16 protein-coding genes are annotated in these 14618 nt (G+C 71.1%); 8 read left to right on the forward strand and 8 right to left on the reverse strand.

Annotated elements, in window-relative coordinates:
• Positions 1–12: 12 nt before the first annotated feature.
• Positions 13–621, forward strand: coding sequence for a TetR/AcrR family transcriptional regulator (locus AC559T_RS03650; RefSeq protein WP_498867741.1), 609 nt, complete (start codon positions 13–15; stop codon positions 619–621).
• Between the two features lie 143 nt (positions 622–764).
• Here AC559T_RS03650 and AC559T_RS03655 read toward each other — a convergent pair whose 3' ends face one another.
• Positions 765–932 carry a hypothetical protein gene (locus tag AC559T_RS03655; protein ID WP_498867742.1) on the reverse strand — a complete coding sequence of 56 codons (168 nt, stop codon included), beginning with the start codon at positions 930–932 and terminating at the stop codon, positions 765–767.
• A 244-nt stretch (positions 933–1176) separates the two neighbouring features.
• Positions 1177–1821: a dihydrofolate reductase family protein gene (locus AC559T_RS03660; RefSeq protein WP_131626805.1), complete on the reverse strand. Its 645-nt coding sequence runs from the start codon at positions 1819–1821 to the stop codon at positions 1177–1179.
• Between the two features lie 162 nt (positions 1822–1983).
• Here AC559T_RS03660 and AC559T_RS03665 point away from each other — a divergent pair, with 162 nt between their 5' ends.
• From AC559T_RS03665 to AC559T_RS03675, 3 genes are all read left to right on the forward strand, one after another.
• The gene (locus AC559T_RS03665; protein ID WP_235014007.1) at positions 1984–2394 is read left to right on the forward strand and encodes a YciI family protein; all 411 of its coding nucleotides are present in this window, start codon (positions 1984–1986) and stop codon (positions 2392–2394) included.
• On the forward strand, positions 2391–3620 hold the full coding sequence (locus AC559T_RS03670; protein WP_498867743.1) for an RNA polymerase sigma factor: 1230 nt from the start codon (positions 2391–2393) through the stop codon (positions 3618–3620). The genes AC559T_RS03665 and AC559T_RS03670 overlap by 4 nt, the downstream gene beginning before the upstream one ends.
• 219 nt (positions 3621–3839) lie before the next feature.
• Positions 3840–4730, forward strand: coding sequence for a MerR family transcriptional regulator (locus tag AC559T_RS03675; RefSeq protein ID WP_498867744.1), 891 nt, complete (start codon positions 3840–3842; stop codon positions 4728–4730).
• A gap of 26 nt (positions 4731–4756) precedes the next feature.
• On the opposite strand, the gene AC559T_RS03680 is transcribed toward AC559T_RS03675, so the two are convergent.
• Genes AC559T_RS03680 through AC559T_RS03690 form a run of 3 tightly spaced genes read right to left on the reverse strand, consistent with a single transcriptional unit; the run spans position 4757 to position 6926 of the window.
• Positions 4757–5212, reverse strand: a complete 456-nt coding sequence (locus AC559T_RS03680; RefSeq protein WP_498867796.1) for a LuxR C-terminal-related transcriptional regulator — start codon at positions 5210–5212, stop codon at positions 4757–4759.
• Positions 5155–5703: a histidine kinase gene (locus AC559T_RS03685; protein WP_498867745.1), complete on the reverse strand. Its 549-nt coding sequence runs from the start codon at positions 5701–5703 to the stop codon at positions 5155–5157. Before AC559T_RS03685 ends, AC559T_RS03680 begins: the two co-directional genes overlap by 58 nt.
• On the reverse strand, positions 5691–6926 hold the full coding sequence (locus AC559T_RS03690) for a hypothetical protein (RefSeq protein WP_498867746.1): 1236 nt from the start codon (positions 6924–6926) through the stop codon (positions 5691–5693). The genes AC559T_RS03685 and AC559T_RS03690 overlap by 13 nt, the downstream gene beginning before the upstream one ends.
• A 489-nt stretch (positions 6927–7415) precedes the next feature.
• On the opposite strand from AC559T_RS03690, the gene AC559T_RS03695 reads away from it, so the two are divergent.
• A complete protein-coding gene (locus AC559T_RS03695) occupies positions 7416–8816 on the forward strand; it encodes a phenylacetate--CoA ligase family protein (protein ID WP_498867747.1) in 1401 nt (466 codons plus the stop codon).
• Between the two features lie 197 nt (positions 8817–9013).
• On the opposite strand, the gene AC559T_RS03700 is transcribed toward AC559T_RS03695, so the two are convergent.
• Positions 9014–9601 carry a DJ-1/PfpI family protein gene (locus AC559T_RS03700; protein WP_112106469.1) on the reverse strand — a complete coding sequence of 196 codons (588 nt, stop codon included), beginning with the start codon at positions 9599–9601 and terminating at the stop codon, positions 9014–9016.
• Positions 9602–9940: 339 nt separating this feature from the next.
• Between AC559T_RS03700 and AC559T_RS03705 the strand changes: the two genes are divergently transcribed.
• Both AC559T_RS03705 and AC559T_RS03710 read left to right on the forward strand, forming a co-directional pair.
• Positions 9941–11167 (forward strand): alpha/beta hydrolase family protein, encoded by a 1227-nt coding sequence (locus AC559T_RS03705; protein ID WP_498867748.1) that lies wholly within the window; start codon positions 9941–9943, stop codon positions 11165–11167.
• A 244-nt stretch (positions 11168–11411) separates the two neighbouring features.
• Positions 11412–12149, forward strand: coding sequence for a GNAT family N-acetyltransferase (locus AC559T_RS03710; RefSeq protein WP_498867749.1), 738 nt, complete (start codon positions 11412–11414; stop codon positions 12147–12149).
• Between the two features lie 161 nt (positions 12150–12310).
• Here AC559T_RS03710 and AC559T_RS03715 read toward each other — a convergent pair whose 3' ends face one another.
• Together AC559T_RS03715 and AC559T_RS03720 are read right to left on the reverse strand one after the other, a co-directional pair.
• Positions 12311–12505 (reverse strand): hypothetical protein, encoded by a 195-nt coding sequence (locus AC559T_RS03715; protein WP_498867750.1) that lies wholly within the window; start codon positions 12503–12505, stop codon positions 12311–12313.
• 17 nt (positions 12506–12522) lie between these two features.
• Entirely contained in the window at positions 12523–13461 is a 939-nt protein-coding gene (locus tag AC559T_RS03720) for a LysR family transcriptional regulator (RefSeq protein ID WP_498867751.1), read from the reverse strand.
• A gap of 61 nt (positions 13462–13522) precedes the next feature.
• On the opposite strand from AC559T_RS03720, the gene AC559T_RS03725 reads away from it, so the two are divergent.
• Entirely contained in the window at positions 13523–14386 is an 864-nt protein-coding gene (locus AC559T_RS03725; RefSeq protein WP_112106473.1) for an SDR family NAD(P)-dependent oxidoreductase, read from the forward strand.
• The last annotated feature ends 232 nt before the right edge of the window (positions 14387–14618 follow it).

Below are 14618 nucleotides of genomic sequence, written 5' to 3' on the forward strand. Positions count from 1 at the left end.
AGACCCGTTACCGTGAATGAGGACAGCGAGCCGGGGACTGTTCGGCCCGGCGGGCGCACCGCACGGGTGCGGGCCAGCGTGCTGCGGGCGGCCGGGGATGTGCTGGCCGAGCGGGGTTTCGCCCACCTGGACCTGGCCGACGTGGCGCGCCGGGCCGGCGTCGGTAAGACCACTGTCTACCGGCGGTGGGGGGCGGTTGCCGGCCTGGTGGCCGACCTGCTGGCCGAGATGGTCGAGGAGTCCGTGCCGCGTGCCGAGACCGGCTCCCTGCTCAACGACCTGAAGGCCAACGCCAACCTGGTACGGCGCACCCTGTGCGACCCCCGCCAGGGCGCGTTGTTCAAAGCGGTGATCGCTGCCGCGACCTATGACGAGCGCACCGCGCAGGCACTGCGCCGCTTCTACGACGCCCGAGTCACCGAGTGGGCGCCGTGTGTGACACAGGCGATCGACCGTGGCGAGGTACCCGCTGGAACCGATCCGTGCGAGGTAATCCGCGCCGTCTCCGCCCCGCTGTACTATCGCCTGCTGACCATCGGGGAACCGCCGGACGAGACCGCGGCCGAGCGCGCCGCCAGGGCGGCCGCAGCCGGCGCCCGCGCCGGGGTGTACGTGCGGTGAGATCGCACGCACCACGGTCGCCGACCCCGGATGCGATCGAAGCGACCCCGACCCCGGCCCCCAGCCACGTCCGTCGCCGCCGGGCAGGAGGACGAAGCTGTTGACGCGTCCGGCCCGGCGGCCGTGTCACCCGGCGCCGGGCGCTAGCTCGTTCGAGCGGCGACTGGCAACGCGTTCGTTCTTTCCGAAACCCGCTGGTCCAGCACCATCCCGATCAGCAAGGCCAACGGGTCGCTGGTCAGCAGTTCGTCCGCCTCGGCGATCTGGCTCAGGGGAGCTGTGCCGCTACTCGGGCGGTCACGGCTGGTCATGGGGCGACTCTGGCCGGCTACGAAGACCGACCCGGTACCCGGATGACGGCCATGTCTCGCGCATTGTCCGCCGGCATGGTCGTCACCCGGGGAAACGGCCGTTGACCGCGGGCCGGTTCGCCGCGCGGTCGGCCACGTCGCGCCACGTGACGGCTGCCCGGCGCCGACCTGGTCCGAGACAAGGCGACCCGAGCTGCGTCACTCATGACGGTCAACTCCTCAGTCGGTGTCTGTTGCCGCGTACCTATCGCCGCCAGAAGAAGTGGTGCACGACACCGCTCGGGCTTGGCACGCGTTCCAGGTGGTAGCGGTCGGTCAGCTCGTCCGGGTTGTCCCAGAGACGGAGACCACTGCCGAGTTCATGCGGGCCGACGGCGATGTGCATCTCGTCGATCAGGTCCGCGTCGAGGAACTCGCGGATGGTCGTGACGCCACCGCCGATGCGCACGTCCCGGCCGTCGGCGGCGGCCTTCGCCTGCTTCAGTGCTTCGTGCGGCGTCGCGTCGAGGAAGTGGAAGGTCGTGTCGCTCAGGGTGAACGACGGCCGAACGTGATGCGTGAGCACGAAGACCGGCGTGTGGAAGGGGGGCTCGTCTCCCCACCAGCCCTGCCACTCGTGGCCCGGCCAGGGGCCACGGATCGGACCGAACTTGTTGCGCCCCATGATCTCGGCGCCGACGTTACGGGTGAAGTCACGTACGACGTAGTCGTCGAGCCCTCGGGTGCCGCCGGGATCGGTGCGGTGAACCCAGCTGTCCGTGGCACCGGCCCAGGCGAACAGGTCACCAGGGTCCACCTGGCCGAACGGGCGTTCGAGGCTTTGCTCCTCGCCCGCTCCGATCCCGTCCTGGCTGACGCTGAAGCAGTGGACCCGGACCCGCTGTGTCATGGCCTACCTCCTGAACGTGGGCGGCTCGCCTGTCGCGGCCGCATGCCAGGTGGTCGTCGCCGACACGCCCCGCGCGACAACGACGGCGGAGATTCCTGGCTGCCGTGGTGGAGATTCCTGGCTGCGTAGTGTCGCGGGAGCACTGTCGGCGACGACCACCTGGTGAGCCGCCGCGCGGGTGGCTGCTTCGCCAAGGAGGAGACCGTGAAGTATCTGATCATCATGCAGATCGACCCGGCTGTGCTGGAACAGCTCACCGACGACCAGCAGCGGCAGATCCAGGAGGGACACGGCGCGTTCATCGCCGCCACCAAGGAGCGCGGTGAGTTCATCGCGGCTCAGGCCCTCGCCGACCCCAGCCAGTCGAAGGTCGTTCGCAGCTCCGGGGGCCAGCCCGAGGTGACGGACGGACCATTCGTCGAGAGCAAGGAGTTCATGGGCGGCTTCTATCTCCTCGACGTCGAGGACGAGGCCCGGGCGGTGGAGCTGGCCCGGCAGATACCCGATGCCAACATCCCCGGCCTCGCCCTCGAGCTTCGGCCGGTGATGTTCGCCGACCTCGGAGCGGGATGATCCCAGCTGAACCCCTCGGCGAGGGCCGGTGGCGCGAGCTCGCGCGACAGGCCCTCGCCCGGTTGCTGCGCCGCTATGGCAGCGCCCAGTTCGACCTGTGCGAGGACGCCGTCCAGGATGCGCTCCTGCAGGCGTACCAACAGTGGCCGGCGCGGTTCCCCGACGACCCGCTGGGCTGGCTGATCGCGACCGCCCGCCGCCGGTATGCCGACCGCGCCCGCAGTGATGCCCGGCGCCGACACCGCGAGACCCGCGCCGCGTTGTTGCAGCCCCCGGTGGCGCCGGAGGCCGTCCAGCGGGACGACTCGCTGCTGGTGCTGCAGCTGTGCTGCCACCCCGACCTGCCACGCTCCGGACAGGTCGCACTGACCCTCCGGGCGGTCGCCGGGCTGACCACCGCCCAGATCGCCAACGTCTACCAGGTCCCCGAACGCACCATCGCCCAGCGGATCACCCGGGCCAAGCGTCGCCTCTGCGAGCTCGGCCGGCCGCTACCGCCACCCGGGCAGGCAGGCGAGTGCGTCACCGCCGTCCTCGACGTGCTCTACGTGATGTTCGCTGAGGCGCACCACACAACCGCCGGCGCGCCTCCCCGCGACGCGGATCTCGCCGTCGAAGCGATTCACCTGACCCGGCTCCTTCGTCGCAGCGTCCCCGAGTCCACCGAGGTCACCGGGCTTCTCGCGCTGATGCTGCTCACCGAGGCCCGCCACCCGGCCCGGGTGGGGCCGGATGGGCGTCTCACCTCGCTCGACGAGCAGGACCGCGCGTTGTGGGACCGGGAGCTGATCGACGAAGGGATCAGGCTCGTCGAACAGGCCACCCCGGGCGCCGAACCCGGCCCTTACCTGCTCCAGGCCTGCATCGCGGCTCTGCACGCCGAAGCCCCCGACATCGCGACAACCGACTGGGACGAGATCCTCGCGCTCTACCGGCTCCTCGAGATCGTGACCGGTCATCGGAACCCCACGATCACCCTCAACCGGATCGTCGCGCAGGCCATGGTCGACGGCATCGACGTCGCCCTCGCCCGGATCGACGCGCTGGAAGCCGACCACCCTGGCCTTCCCCGTCTCAACGCCGTACGCGCCCACCTCCTGGAGCAGGCCGGCAGACCGGACGACGCGGCCAGGGCCTACCGACGAGCCATCGCCGCCACGGTCAACCTCGCGGAGCAACACCACCTCAGGCACCGCCTACGCCGCCTGTCTGGCGCACATACGTGACGCATGGACCACCCAGGACTCCGCCAGGTGTCTGTACGGCCGGTCGGCGTCCGGATCCGGGTCCGCCCTGCCCAACCTGGATTTCAGCGACGACACATGACCGACGGTCGATAGCCAGACCCGTCGATCGTGCACATAGTGGGTTTGAGACGCCCCTTGGGCCGTGGACGGGTTGAGGCGGTTGACTCTCCAGCCGGTGGAGACGCGACGATCGGCTTCATGATGATCGGCCAGCTCGCGGCGAGCACCGGGCTCTCGGTGCGGACGTTGCGGTTCTACGCCGACGCCGGAGTGCTGCCCGCGCAGGAACGCACCGCGTCGGGATACCGGCTGTTCGGGCCGGACGCCGTGGCCCGGGCGCGGCTCATCCGCACCCTGCGCGAGCTCGGTGTCGGGCTGGACCACATCAGGCGCGTGCTCAGCGCCGAAACATCACTGGATGAGGTGGCCGTCGAGCATGTACGCGCCCTCGACGCCCAGATTCGCGTGCTGCGACTGCAGCGCGCGGTGCTGCGCGCCTTCATCGGATCCACCGACCCCGAGGAGCTCCGACGGATGACCGACCTGACCAGCCTGACGACCGAACAACGCCGGCGGATCATCGACGACTACCTCGACGCCGTCTTCGGCGACAGCCCCAGCGCCGTCGCCGACAAACTGGCCATGGGCGCACCCGAGCTGCCCGACGACCCGACCCCGGAGCAGGTCGCGGCCTGGGTGGAGATCGCCGAGCTGCTGCGCGACCCCGACTTCGTCGCCTCCAGCCGCCGGATGGCCGAACGAGCCCGCGCCGAAGGGCCGGAGCCGGACGTGGCGCAGTTCGAGGTCGGCAAAGCTGTCGGCGAACTCGCCGGCCCCGCCGCCCGGGCCGGTGTCGACCCCGCCTCCCCCGAGGCCCTGGCCGTGGTCGAGCGTCTCGAAGCCCTCGGCCCGACCCCGTCTGAAGACCGCACGCGCGTGGCCGACCGCATCGAGGCCTTCACCGACCGCCGGGTCGGCCGCTACTGGACCCTCGTCGGCATCATCAACGGCTGGGCCCCCGACCAGGCGCCCAACGACATCATCGACACCTGGGAGTGGTACGCCCGAGCACTGCGCGCCCACGCCTGACATCCTGCTCCGACGGGAGCGGACCGCTAGTCGGCGGGACCGGATCCGAAGCCGGCATCGCGGGCCCGCAGGATCACCTCGGTACGGGTCGCCGCCCCGAGCTTGGTGAGGCTCGTCGAGATCCGGTTGCGCACCGTCTTCTCGGAGAGGAGCAGCCGGGCGGCGATCTGCCCGTTGGCGAGGCCGTCCTCGACGAGGTCCAGCACCCGGACCTCGGCCTCCGTCAGCTGGGGAAACAGCCGCGGCGAGAGCCCGCCGACGGCGTGCCGCACCTTGTCGGCGATCCCCGGTCCGATGACCAGCTCGCCTCGCGCGACGGCCTCCAACGCTTGCGCGACGTCCGCCTTCGACGACTCCTTCAGCAGGTAGCCGCGTGCCCCCGCCTGGAGGGCCGCCTGCAGCGACGCGGTGGCCTCGCTCATTGTCAGGACCAGGACCGCGGTCCCGGGCGCCTGCTCGCCGATGCGCGCGGTGGCCTCGATGCCGCCAGGCCCGGCATGCGCAGGTCCTCGACGGTGTGCCGGATCTCGCGCACGGTGCCGCGCAGCCGGTCGCGGACCAGAGCGGCGCGCTCCGCCGCGGGGTCGGCCCGTTCCGCCAGGCCCTCGACGATGCCGTCGAGCTGCATCGCCATCGCGGCGAGCTGGGGGCCGACGCCGTCGTGCAGGTCGCGGCGCAGCCTGCGGCGTTCCTCCTCGCGCGCGGCGACCAGCCGCTCCCGGCTGCGCCGCAGGTCATGCTGCGTACTCGCCGCGTCAAGCAGGTCACCGGCCCGCCGGGCGATGTCGTCGAACATCGCCCGTTCCGGCTCGGTGAACTGGTCCGCCGGGTGGCGGCGGCCCACGAGCAGGGTGCCGGCCCGCCCGCTTCCGGTCCTGGCGGGCACCGGCAGCCGCTCGAGCCAGCCGACGGGCGTCCCGGACTCGATCGTCGCCAGGCGTTCGTCACTGCTTTCGACTGCTACGTAGGGCACTTGCAGAGCCTCCCGCACCCGTCCGCGAGCTGTGAGAGCGCGTCCAGCGGCCCGGTGGCCAGGTCGGGCCGGCCGCGCAGGACGGCGAGCACCGCGTACGGGTCGCGGGTCGCGCCGAACAGCAGCCGGTCGACGAGCCTCTGCAGCTGGTCGCGGGCCGCCGCCGCGACCAGTGCCGCGACCGCGAGCACGCCGTAGGCGATGCGCCGCCCCGGCACCAGCGCGCCCGCGCCGGCGACGGTTGCGGCATACGCCAGCACCAGGAACGCGGTGAGCAGGCCGTACACCAGGGTCCTGCTGAGCGCCGTCCCTATGTCGAACAGCCGATGGCGGACGGCTCCGATGCCGATGGCGGCGACCAGCAGCACCATCCCGGCGCCCATGCCCGTGGCCTGCGCGTCCGGCCCGTGCGGGAGCGAACCCAGCAGGGTCGCGCCGACCAGGCAGGCGACCCCGAGAACCAGCCACTGCAGCCGGGCCCGCTCGACGCCGGTGGACCGGCGCAGCCGCGTCACGACCGCCATGAGCCCGAGCAGCCCTCCGCCGAAGATGACGGCCAGGGCGGTGACCATGGTGACGTAGCGCAGCCAGGTCGCGGCCTCCAGACCGTAGGGGTTCCGCAACGTCGTGGACACGTCCAGCCGCGTCGGGCTGAGTATCCGGGCGATCAGGTGACACCCGATGGCCACGGCGGTGGCGGCGACGGGAACGCGCCACCGCCTGGAGGGCAGCCGCCCGTCGGGGAACAGCGCCGGCACCAGCCCCCACAGCACGAAGTACGGAACGTAGCCCCAGACCGCGAACCAGGTGGCCGCGTACTGGGAGGCCAGCAGGTACGGGCCGGTCAGCGCGGTCGTCAGCAGCAGCCATCCGACCCGGTTACGCGGCTGGTAGACCAGCACCAGGGCCGCGACCAGCGGGAACGCGACGGCGAGGACCAGATCCGCGGGGTCCAGTGCGACGTGCTGGGCCGTCCGGGCCATCACGTACTGATGCAGCAGCAGTGCGCCGGCCGAGCAGAAGACCGACAGCAGCGCCAGGCCGACCACGAGCACCGAGGCCGCGACGACTCCGGTCGTCATCGTGACCGCCCGCGCCCGCGCCCGCGCGGGCGCGGGCGCGGGCGCGGGCGCGGGGACGGGGACGGGGGGCGGGAGCGCGGGCGCCGCCGGGAGTGGTGCCGCGCCATCCCTGGTGCCGGGTACCGGCGCAGATGCCCCCATGCACCAAGGATCGCGCCAGCTCGGCAGCCAGCTCGTGCGGTGTCGCGCGCGCGTCCATGGCACGGGGCGGCTGTCCCTCGTTTACGGGACGCCGGGCGCCCGAGGGTGATCCTCACAACGCCGACGGCGATCGGGCCGTCGGTGCGAGGAGGGGACGGGACACCATGACAACCACGACAGCGCAGGCCACCCGCGGCCACACGGACGGCGACGCCGCCGGCGCGCCCACCCGAGCGCGGTGGACGTGGCTCGGTGTCGGCGCCGGGGTGCTCGGCATCGTCGCGACGATGTTCACCAGCCCGAACGTCGGCAGTGACCGGGTCGGGCCGGAGGCGATCGCCGAGCTCTCCCGAGGGCAGGTCCAGCAAGCCGGCGGCGCGCTCGTGTTCGCGGTCAGGGCATCACGGCGCCGGCGGCATCTCGGCGAGGACGTCCGCTGCGGCGGACAGACCGAGACGGGTAGCGCCGGCCTGGACGAAGGCCTGGGCCGTGGCCGACACTGTGTGCGTGCCCCGGGAGGACCCCAAGGCGGCTTACCAGCGTCTGCGCGCAGCGCACCTGAGCGCTGTGCAGGCCGCGATCGAGGACCATGTGGCGCGGCTGGCGTGGCCGCGCCAGCGAATCGAGCGTTACCGCACCGAACGACTCCGGTCGTTGCTGGGGTTCGCGCGCGAACGCTCGCCGTTCCACGCGGCCCGGATGGCCGACATCGACCCGGCCACGGCGACGGTCGACGACCTCGCACGGCTGCCAGCCATGGTCAAGCAGGATATTCAGAATGAATGGGACAGGATCGTCACCACGCCCGATATCGACCGTGCGGGCGCCGAGCGGGTGCTGGCCCGGCAGGGCTGGTTCTCCTACACACCCGCGGGACTCCAGGTGTTCAGCTCGGGCGGCTCAAGCGGTGTGCGCGGCGTTTACGTATGGGACTGGGAGCAGTTCGTCACGCTCGCCTGTCTCGCCTGGCGATGGCAGGCGCGTGGCGAGCGCGCTTCCGGCTCGGCCGGCCGCCCGGTGCGACTGGCCGTGGTGGAGGCCGGCGAGCCGCCACACGCCAGCACGCCGTTGTTCGACGTCGCGACCGGGCCGTCGACGCAGACCGTCGTGATCCCGGCGGCGGCGCCGTTCGATCAGGTGCTGCGCGCCCTGGCGGACGCGCGGCCGACCCATCTCGTGGGCTACGCCTCGGTGATCGGCCGCCTCGCCCGGGCCGCGATCATGGGAGAGCTCGATATCCGGCCGGTTCGGGTGAGCACCAACTCCGAGCCGCTCAGCGCACAGGACCGCCACGCGATCGACACCGCCTGGAGCGCCCCCGTCCACAACCTGTGGGGCTCGACCGAGATCGGCGTCCAGGCAGTCGGCTGCGGCCACGGCGACGGCCTTCACATCTGCGAGGACGAGGTGATCCTCGAGCGGGTCGATGCGGCCGGGCGCTCGGTCGCTCCCGATGAGCCGGCGGCACGCACGCTCGCGACCGGGCTCGCGGGGCGCACGTTTCCGTTTATTCGCTATGACCTCGGTGACGAGATCACGCTGCTGCCCGGCCGCTGCGCATGTGGCAGTTCGATGCCGCGCGTCGCCGACATCGTCGGTCGGCGTGACGACGACTTCCGCTACGGGCGGCGAATGGTCCCGGCGAGCGCATTCCGGTACGTGCTGGGTACCGACCCGCTGATCTCGGAGTATCAGGTGCGTCAGACCGCGGGCGGGGCGGACGTGCTCGTGGTCGGGTCACCCGACGCCGCCGTGGTAGCCGCGGCGCTGGCCTTCTCGCTGCGGCCGTATGGACTTACGAATCCCGACATCAGCGTAAGCGTCGTCGAGCAGATCCCCCGGCACGCCTCGACAGGCAAGCTCAAGCGGTTCATCGCGCTGAGCGGCTAACCGCTTACATCCCGACGTCAAGATCGGTATCAGGGTGAATCCTGCGGATATGCGCACAGCGGCACCGGCATGCCCGGGGTGGCCAACGGGTCGTCGGTCAGCAGCTCGTCCGCTTCGGTGCGTGCGTATCCACCGACTCTCGTTCCCTGCCTGTCCCAGCATCGTGAACGTCCAGCCCGACAGCACGACGGGCCGGATCAGATCGGCGGTCGCGGGTCGTACTGGATGCCGCGCCGAACCTGTCGTGCGCGCTCGACGTCCTGGAGACGCGCCACGAGGTGCAGTGCCATGTCGATGCCCGCGCTGACACCTGCCGAAGTGACCATGTCGCCGTCGTCGACGAAACGGTCGTCGGGACGGGCCGTGAGCGTCGGGTCGAGCTCGCGCAGCAGATCGAGCGATCCCCAGTGGGTCGTCGCCGGTCGCCCCGCCAGCAACCCGGCTCGCGCGTACACCAGCGAGCCGGTACACACGCTGGCCATGAGCGGCACCTGCGCACGTTGCCGGCGCACCCAGTCGAGCTGCCCCTCGTCGTCCAGGTGGGCGCGGGTGCCCTGCCCACCGGGATAGATCAGCACGTCGAGCGGCGGAGACGTCTCGTACGAGTACTCGGGGTGGACGACGAGTCCCTTGGCGGCCCTGACCGGCGTGCCGTCTCGGGAGAGCGCGGTGACCCGCCAGCCGTCGTCAGGAAACCGGCGGGCCCAGAACGAGAGCACTTCCCACGGCCCGACCGCGTCGAGTTCCTCAAAGCCGTCGAACAGCAGAATCCCGATGGTTTTCACACGCCCACCTTCACAGGTCCGGGCCCTGACTCCGACCCCGTTCACCTCGGCTATCGCGGCGGGACCGCTCCAGAGTCCGGCAGAGGCAGCACGAGGGCCGCCCGCGTCAGCCCGGTGGCTGATACCCGCACTGCCCGTGCTGCAGTGGGGGAAACCCCACCGAGAAGGTTCCTTAAACCCCACCACTAAGACACCAGGAGACCGGCGGTCACAAAGCGTCGACGACGCCCAACTTCATGCACCGTGACGTCTAACAACAGTCGACATGCGCAGTTCCGGTGGTCGAACCGTCCGAGGGCTGGCTTCTTGGCCGTGTCCGGAATAATGACCGCCGCACTCATGGTTGCTGGGACCTCCGTGGCCCCGGCACTCGCCGCCGACCGGCACGATTACATCAGTACGCCAGACCACGGTGACGAATCCGGACGCGGCGCCGGGTGGCGCGGCGAGCTGGTGTCGTGGGCGCCCCTCGCCACGCTGACTGATCGGGCCGACGTCGATGCCTTTCTTCGCGAGGAGAGTTTCGATGCGGGAACCGACCGGTACGGGGTCAGCACCTATCAACTGGTGTACCGGACGGTCGACCCCGGCGGGGCGCCGACCACGGCGAGTGGCCTGCTGGCCGTCCCCCTGAATGACCGGAAATGGCTACAGCCGGTTTCCTTCGCGCACGGCACGCAGATGTTCAGGGACGACGCGCCCTCCACGTCGTCCGACGGATTTCTCACCGCCCCACCTGTGACCTTCGCGTCCGCCGGTTTCGCCGCGGTGGCCCCCGACTACCTCGGTCTCGGCGAAGGGCCGGGACCGCACCCGTGGATGGATGTCCCGTCAGAGACCACGGCCTCCCTCGACCTGCTGCGGGCCGCCCGTGCCTTCCTGGCCGACAGGGGCAAGCAGCTCCGACGTGACGTGCTGGCCACCGGCTTCTCGCAGGGCGCGTCCGCTGCGCTGGGACTGGGCCGGGCCCTGCAGGGCGGTGCGGACCCATGGTTCCAGCTGGGCGGCCTCGCGCCGATCAGCGGCGCCTACGCCTTCCAGAATGCGGAGATCCCCGCCGCGCTCAACGGGGAGCTGCACCCGAAGTTCACCGTTGCCTACATGACGTACCTGCTTGTCGCGTTCAACCGGCTTCACCACATCTATGATGCGCCGAACGAGATCTTCCAACCCCGCTACGTCGACGTCTCCGAACTGTTCGACGGCATGCACCCAGGAATTGAGGTTCTCAACGACCTGCCCGACACCTTGTCCGAGCTGCTGACACCGCAGGGCTTCGCCATGCTGGCCCATCCCACCGGCGCGTTCGCGACCGCGCTGGCGGAACTCGACAGCGTCTGTTCCGACTGGACTCCGACCGCTCCCACACGGCTGTATCTCAGCCCCGGCGACGAACAGGCCGCCAACGCCAATTCCACGCACTGTCGCGACCGTTTCGCCGCACGAGGAATTCAGGTCCCCATCGTGAACGTGGGCGTCGACCGCGACTACAGCGGCTTCGTCCATGAGGGATCCGAGCTGCTCGGCACGGCCGCGGTGGCCCGCTGGTTTCTAACACTGCGCTGACCTTGGAGCGCGGGGGCCGACGTCGGCAGCGGCCGTCGCGACAGGACCCAGGACCGCCGGGAGGCAAGGTGGTTCAGGCGGCGCCCAGACCATGGGGCGCCGCCAATCGTTACGGTCCGCGGAACAGACCCGCCGAACCGCGCCGGACGGGTGCGGCGCAGGCATAGTCGACACCGGCGGCGGGTGCGGCCTCGACGTCCACGCAAGGACCTGCCACGCATGGAATCCGAGGGAGAACGGGCACGTGCCGAACACAGACGTAGGGCTACCGGGTCAGGAGACCCTGCTCGCGAGCTGGGAAGCGCTGGCACGGACGTCGTCCGGAGCTCGACTGATCCGGTCGTCAGAAGTAGCCGCCGCCATGTTCCCCGCGTGGGCGCCGCTGAACAACGCGATCGTGTCAACCGGCGACGCCGACCTTCCCACGGCTTCCGTCATCTCCGGGCTACGCGGCATGTACAGGGAGGCTGGCGTCGCCACCTGGGCGTTGTGGATGCCCAGCCGGACGACGGACCTGAACGCGCCCGACCACCCGCGCACGCTCGACGGATTCCAACGCGACACGACGACGCTCGTCATGCGGGCGGATCTCCGGCCCGGGCTGGGCCGGCACGACAGCGTCATGCGGGCCTCGCTCGCCGCCGCCACCCGGGCCGGTGACGAGCCGGTCCCGGTTGCCGAACTGGGCGAGCCGGAGAGCGTCCCGGGCCTGACGGCCTGGGTGCTGGTGCGGGATGACTTCGCTGTCGCCAGCGCCTGGAGCTTCCTACACGGCACCGACTGCGGGATCTACGCTGTCGGCACGGTGCCGGCCTGGCGACGGCGCGGCCTGGCGACCACGTTGCTGCGGCACATACTCGCCGTCGCCGAACAGGATGGCGCGCGGACCGCGACCTTGCAGTCCACGCGCATGGCCCGGAGTCTCTACGAGTCGCTGGGCTTCACCGCCGAGGGCCGCTACGAAGAGTGGATCTCGCAGTAGGCCGTCGAAGGCGGAACCCGCGTGCGCGTCACGGTATCTGCGGCGGCCCTGCTACGGGGGGTCGAGCGCGAGCGCCTGCCGGATGGTGTCGCGCGCGCAGCCGCGAAGCCACCGATGCGGCCCGTCGGCCTCGTGGCGGGGATGCCACGCCTGCGCGATCGTCAGGGTGGGCAGGTCGAATTGCGGCGGGGCGATCGCCGAGAAGCCGCGGTCTGGGCCTCTTCGGGTGTCACCTGGCCGAGCAGGCCGGTGAAGACCGTGAACAGCCGCTGTTCGTCGCGGGTGTGGCCGACGAGCAGTTCGACGTCCCGGCTGGCGCCGGCCGCCGCGGCCTGCCGCGGCAAGATCCTGGCCACGCTCGAACGCTGACATCTCACTCGTTCTTTCCGATATCCGTGGCAAGCGCGGACCGTTCCGTCCCACTCGTCGCCGTGATCACGTCCTGGCAGGCGTCGACGAAGTCGGTGACGATCTGGCGCCGATCGTCGCGGCGCCAGATCAGCGCAAGCTGGCTGCGGGGGGCGTCGATGAGCGGACGGGTGACGACCCCGGCGCGGTGGAGCAGCGGCGCGTTGCCCGCGGCGAGCAGGACGATGCCGATGCCTCCCACCAGGGCCTCGTAGGTCTCTTCCGCGCTGCGCACGACCGCGCCGATCCGTGGTGGCGCCGGGAGCAGGGCGGTGAGCAGCCAGAAGTCCCGCAGGTCGCCGGCGTCCTCCGGCAGCGCGAGGAACGGCTGGTCGGCGAGGTCAGCGAGGCGCAGTTCCGGGTGCGCAGCGAGCGGATGGTCCTCAGGTATCGCCACCAGCAGCGGCTCCTGGGCAATCACCATGGTTGCGAAGTCCCGCGCCGACGACAGTGGCAGCCAGGCGAAGGCGAGGTCACAGGAGCCGTCGGCGAGCCCGGCCGTCGGATCGTCCCACTGGACCTGCCGCAGCTCGAAGTCCGCCGCCGGCTGCCGAGACCGGAACCGCGACCGCAGGGCCGGGAGCAGCCCGCGCCCAGGGCTGGTGCTCATCCCCACCACCAGGCTCGATGCCAGCGCGGCGCGGTGCCGCGCGACCGCACTGTCGGCGTCGTCCCAGGCCGCGAGGACACGCCGCGCGTAAGGCAGGAGCACCGCCGCGGCGTCGGTCAGCCGGACGACGCGCCGGTCCCGCTCGAACAGGGTGACGCCGAGCTGTCCTTCCAGCTGCCTGACCTGCCTGCTCAGCGCCGGCTGCGAGACGAAGAGCCGCTCGGCGGCGCGGGTGAAGTGCAGCTCCTCGGCGACCGCGACGAAGTACCGGAGCTCCCGGACGTGGATGTCCATAACCAACGGCTATCACAGCGGGTCTTGGACACACCACGCCCCGGCGCCGCAGGCTTGGGTCATGGACAAGGTATGGATCATCACAGGTGCGAACAGCGGCTTCGGCCTTGCCTTCGCCCGCGCGGCCATCGAGGCCGGCGACGTCGTTGTCGCCGCGGTCCGCCGTCCCGAAACGATGGACGCGCTCGCGGCCCAGTTCCCGGACCGGCTCGACGTCGTCCCGTTCGACGTCACCGCCACGACACGCGCGCAGGCGGTCGTGGACGACATCGTCGCCCGGCACGGCCACGTCGACGTGCTGGTCAACAACGCGGGCCGTACGCATGTCGGCGCCGCCGAGGAAACAACCGAGGACGAGCTGCGTAGCCTGTTCGAGCTGCACTTCTTCGGCGTGGTGGCGCTCACCCGAGCGGTGTTGCCGCAGATGCGCCAGCAGCGCCGGGGCGCGATCGTGCAGCTGAGCAGTATGGGCGGCCAGATGTCGTTCGCCGGGTTCTCGGCCTACAGCGCGACGAAGTTCGCCCTGGAGGGCTGGTCGGAGGGTCTGGCCCACGAGGTCCGCCCGTTCGGCATCGACCTGCTGATCGTCGAGCCGGGGGCGTTCCGCACCGGCCTGTTCGATCCGACGCGCCGGACGTTCAGCACCGACCAGGGCGACTACGCCGACACCGTCGGCGGCACCCGGGCGATGGTCGAGGGTGGCGACGGCGACCAGGCGGGCGACCCGGCGAAGCTGGCCCGGCTGGTCGTCGAGGTGCTGGGCTCCGGCCGGGTCCCGCTGCGGCTGCCGGTCGGCGCCGACGGGGTCGACGCCGTGCTCAGCCATCTCGACGCGGTGCGCGCCGACATCGATGCCTGGGAGAAGGCGGCACGGAACACCGCGTTCGACCCCGCCTCCGACCCCGCGTCCGCGCCGACGCCCTGACAATCAACGGCCGCGCCCGCGTCGAGAAGTGGTTGAGGCGGGCCGGCCGGCGAGGAACCCTGCCGGTCGGCGAGAGTTCGTGGCCCCGAACGGTTGCTCCGCATACCACGCTCCCGTACGCGGTGTGACGACGCACGAATTTCGCTATACGAAGGGTAGCGACCGCCGCAGATCCCGGAAATCGGTTCCGACCAGTAGTCGCGCTGGTCAGCGGCCTAATACTGATTCGCTT

Source organism: Frankia sp. Hr75.2 (assembly GCF_949319125.1).
In the GTDB taxonomy this organism is placed as follows: Bacteria; Actinomycetota; Actinomycetes; order Frankiales; family Frankiaceae; genus Parafrankia; species Parafrankia soli.

Excerpts from the sequence above, each read along its gene's own strand:
- AC559T_RS03720 (WP_498867751.1), bottom strand. The coding sequence starts at position 13,461 with ATGGACATCCACGTCCGGGAGCTCCGGTACTTCGTCGCGGTCGCCGAG.
- AC559T_RS03670 (WP_498867743.1), top strand. The coding sequence starts at position 2,391 with ATGATCCCAGCTGAACCCCTCGGCGAGGGCCGGTGGCGCGAGCTCGCG.
- AC559T_RS03660 (WP_131626805.1), bottom strand. The coding sequence starts at position 1,821 with ATGACACAGCGGGTCCGGGTCCACTGCTTCAGCGTCAGCCAGGACGGG.
- AC559T_RS03705 (WP_498867748.1), top strand. The coding sequence starts at position 9,941 with ATGGTTGCTGGGACCTCCGTGGCCCCGGCACTCGCCGCCGACCGGCAC.
- AC559T_RS03690 (WP_498867746.1), bottom strand. The coding sequence starts at position 6,926 with ATGGGGGCATCTGCGCCGGTACCCGGCACCAGGGATGGCGCGGCACCA.
- AC559T_RS03655 (WP_498867742.1), bottom strand. The coding sequence starts at position 932 with ATGACCAGCCGTGACCGCCCGAGTAGCGGCACAGCTCCCCTGAGCCAG.
- AC559T_RS03675 (WP_498867744.1), top strand. The coding sequence starts at position 3,840 with ATGATGATCGGCCAGCTCGCGGCGAGCACCGGGCTCTCGGTGCGGACG.
- AC559T_RS03725 (WP_112106473.1), top strand. The coding sequence starts at position 13,523 with ATGGACAAGGTATGGATCATCACAGGTGCGAACAGCGGCTTCGGCCTT.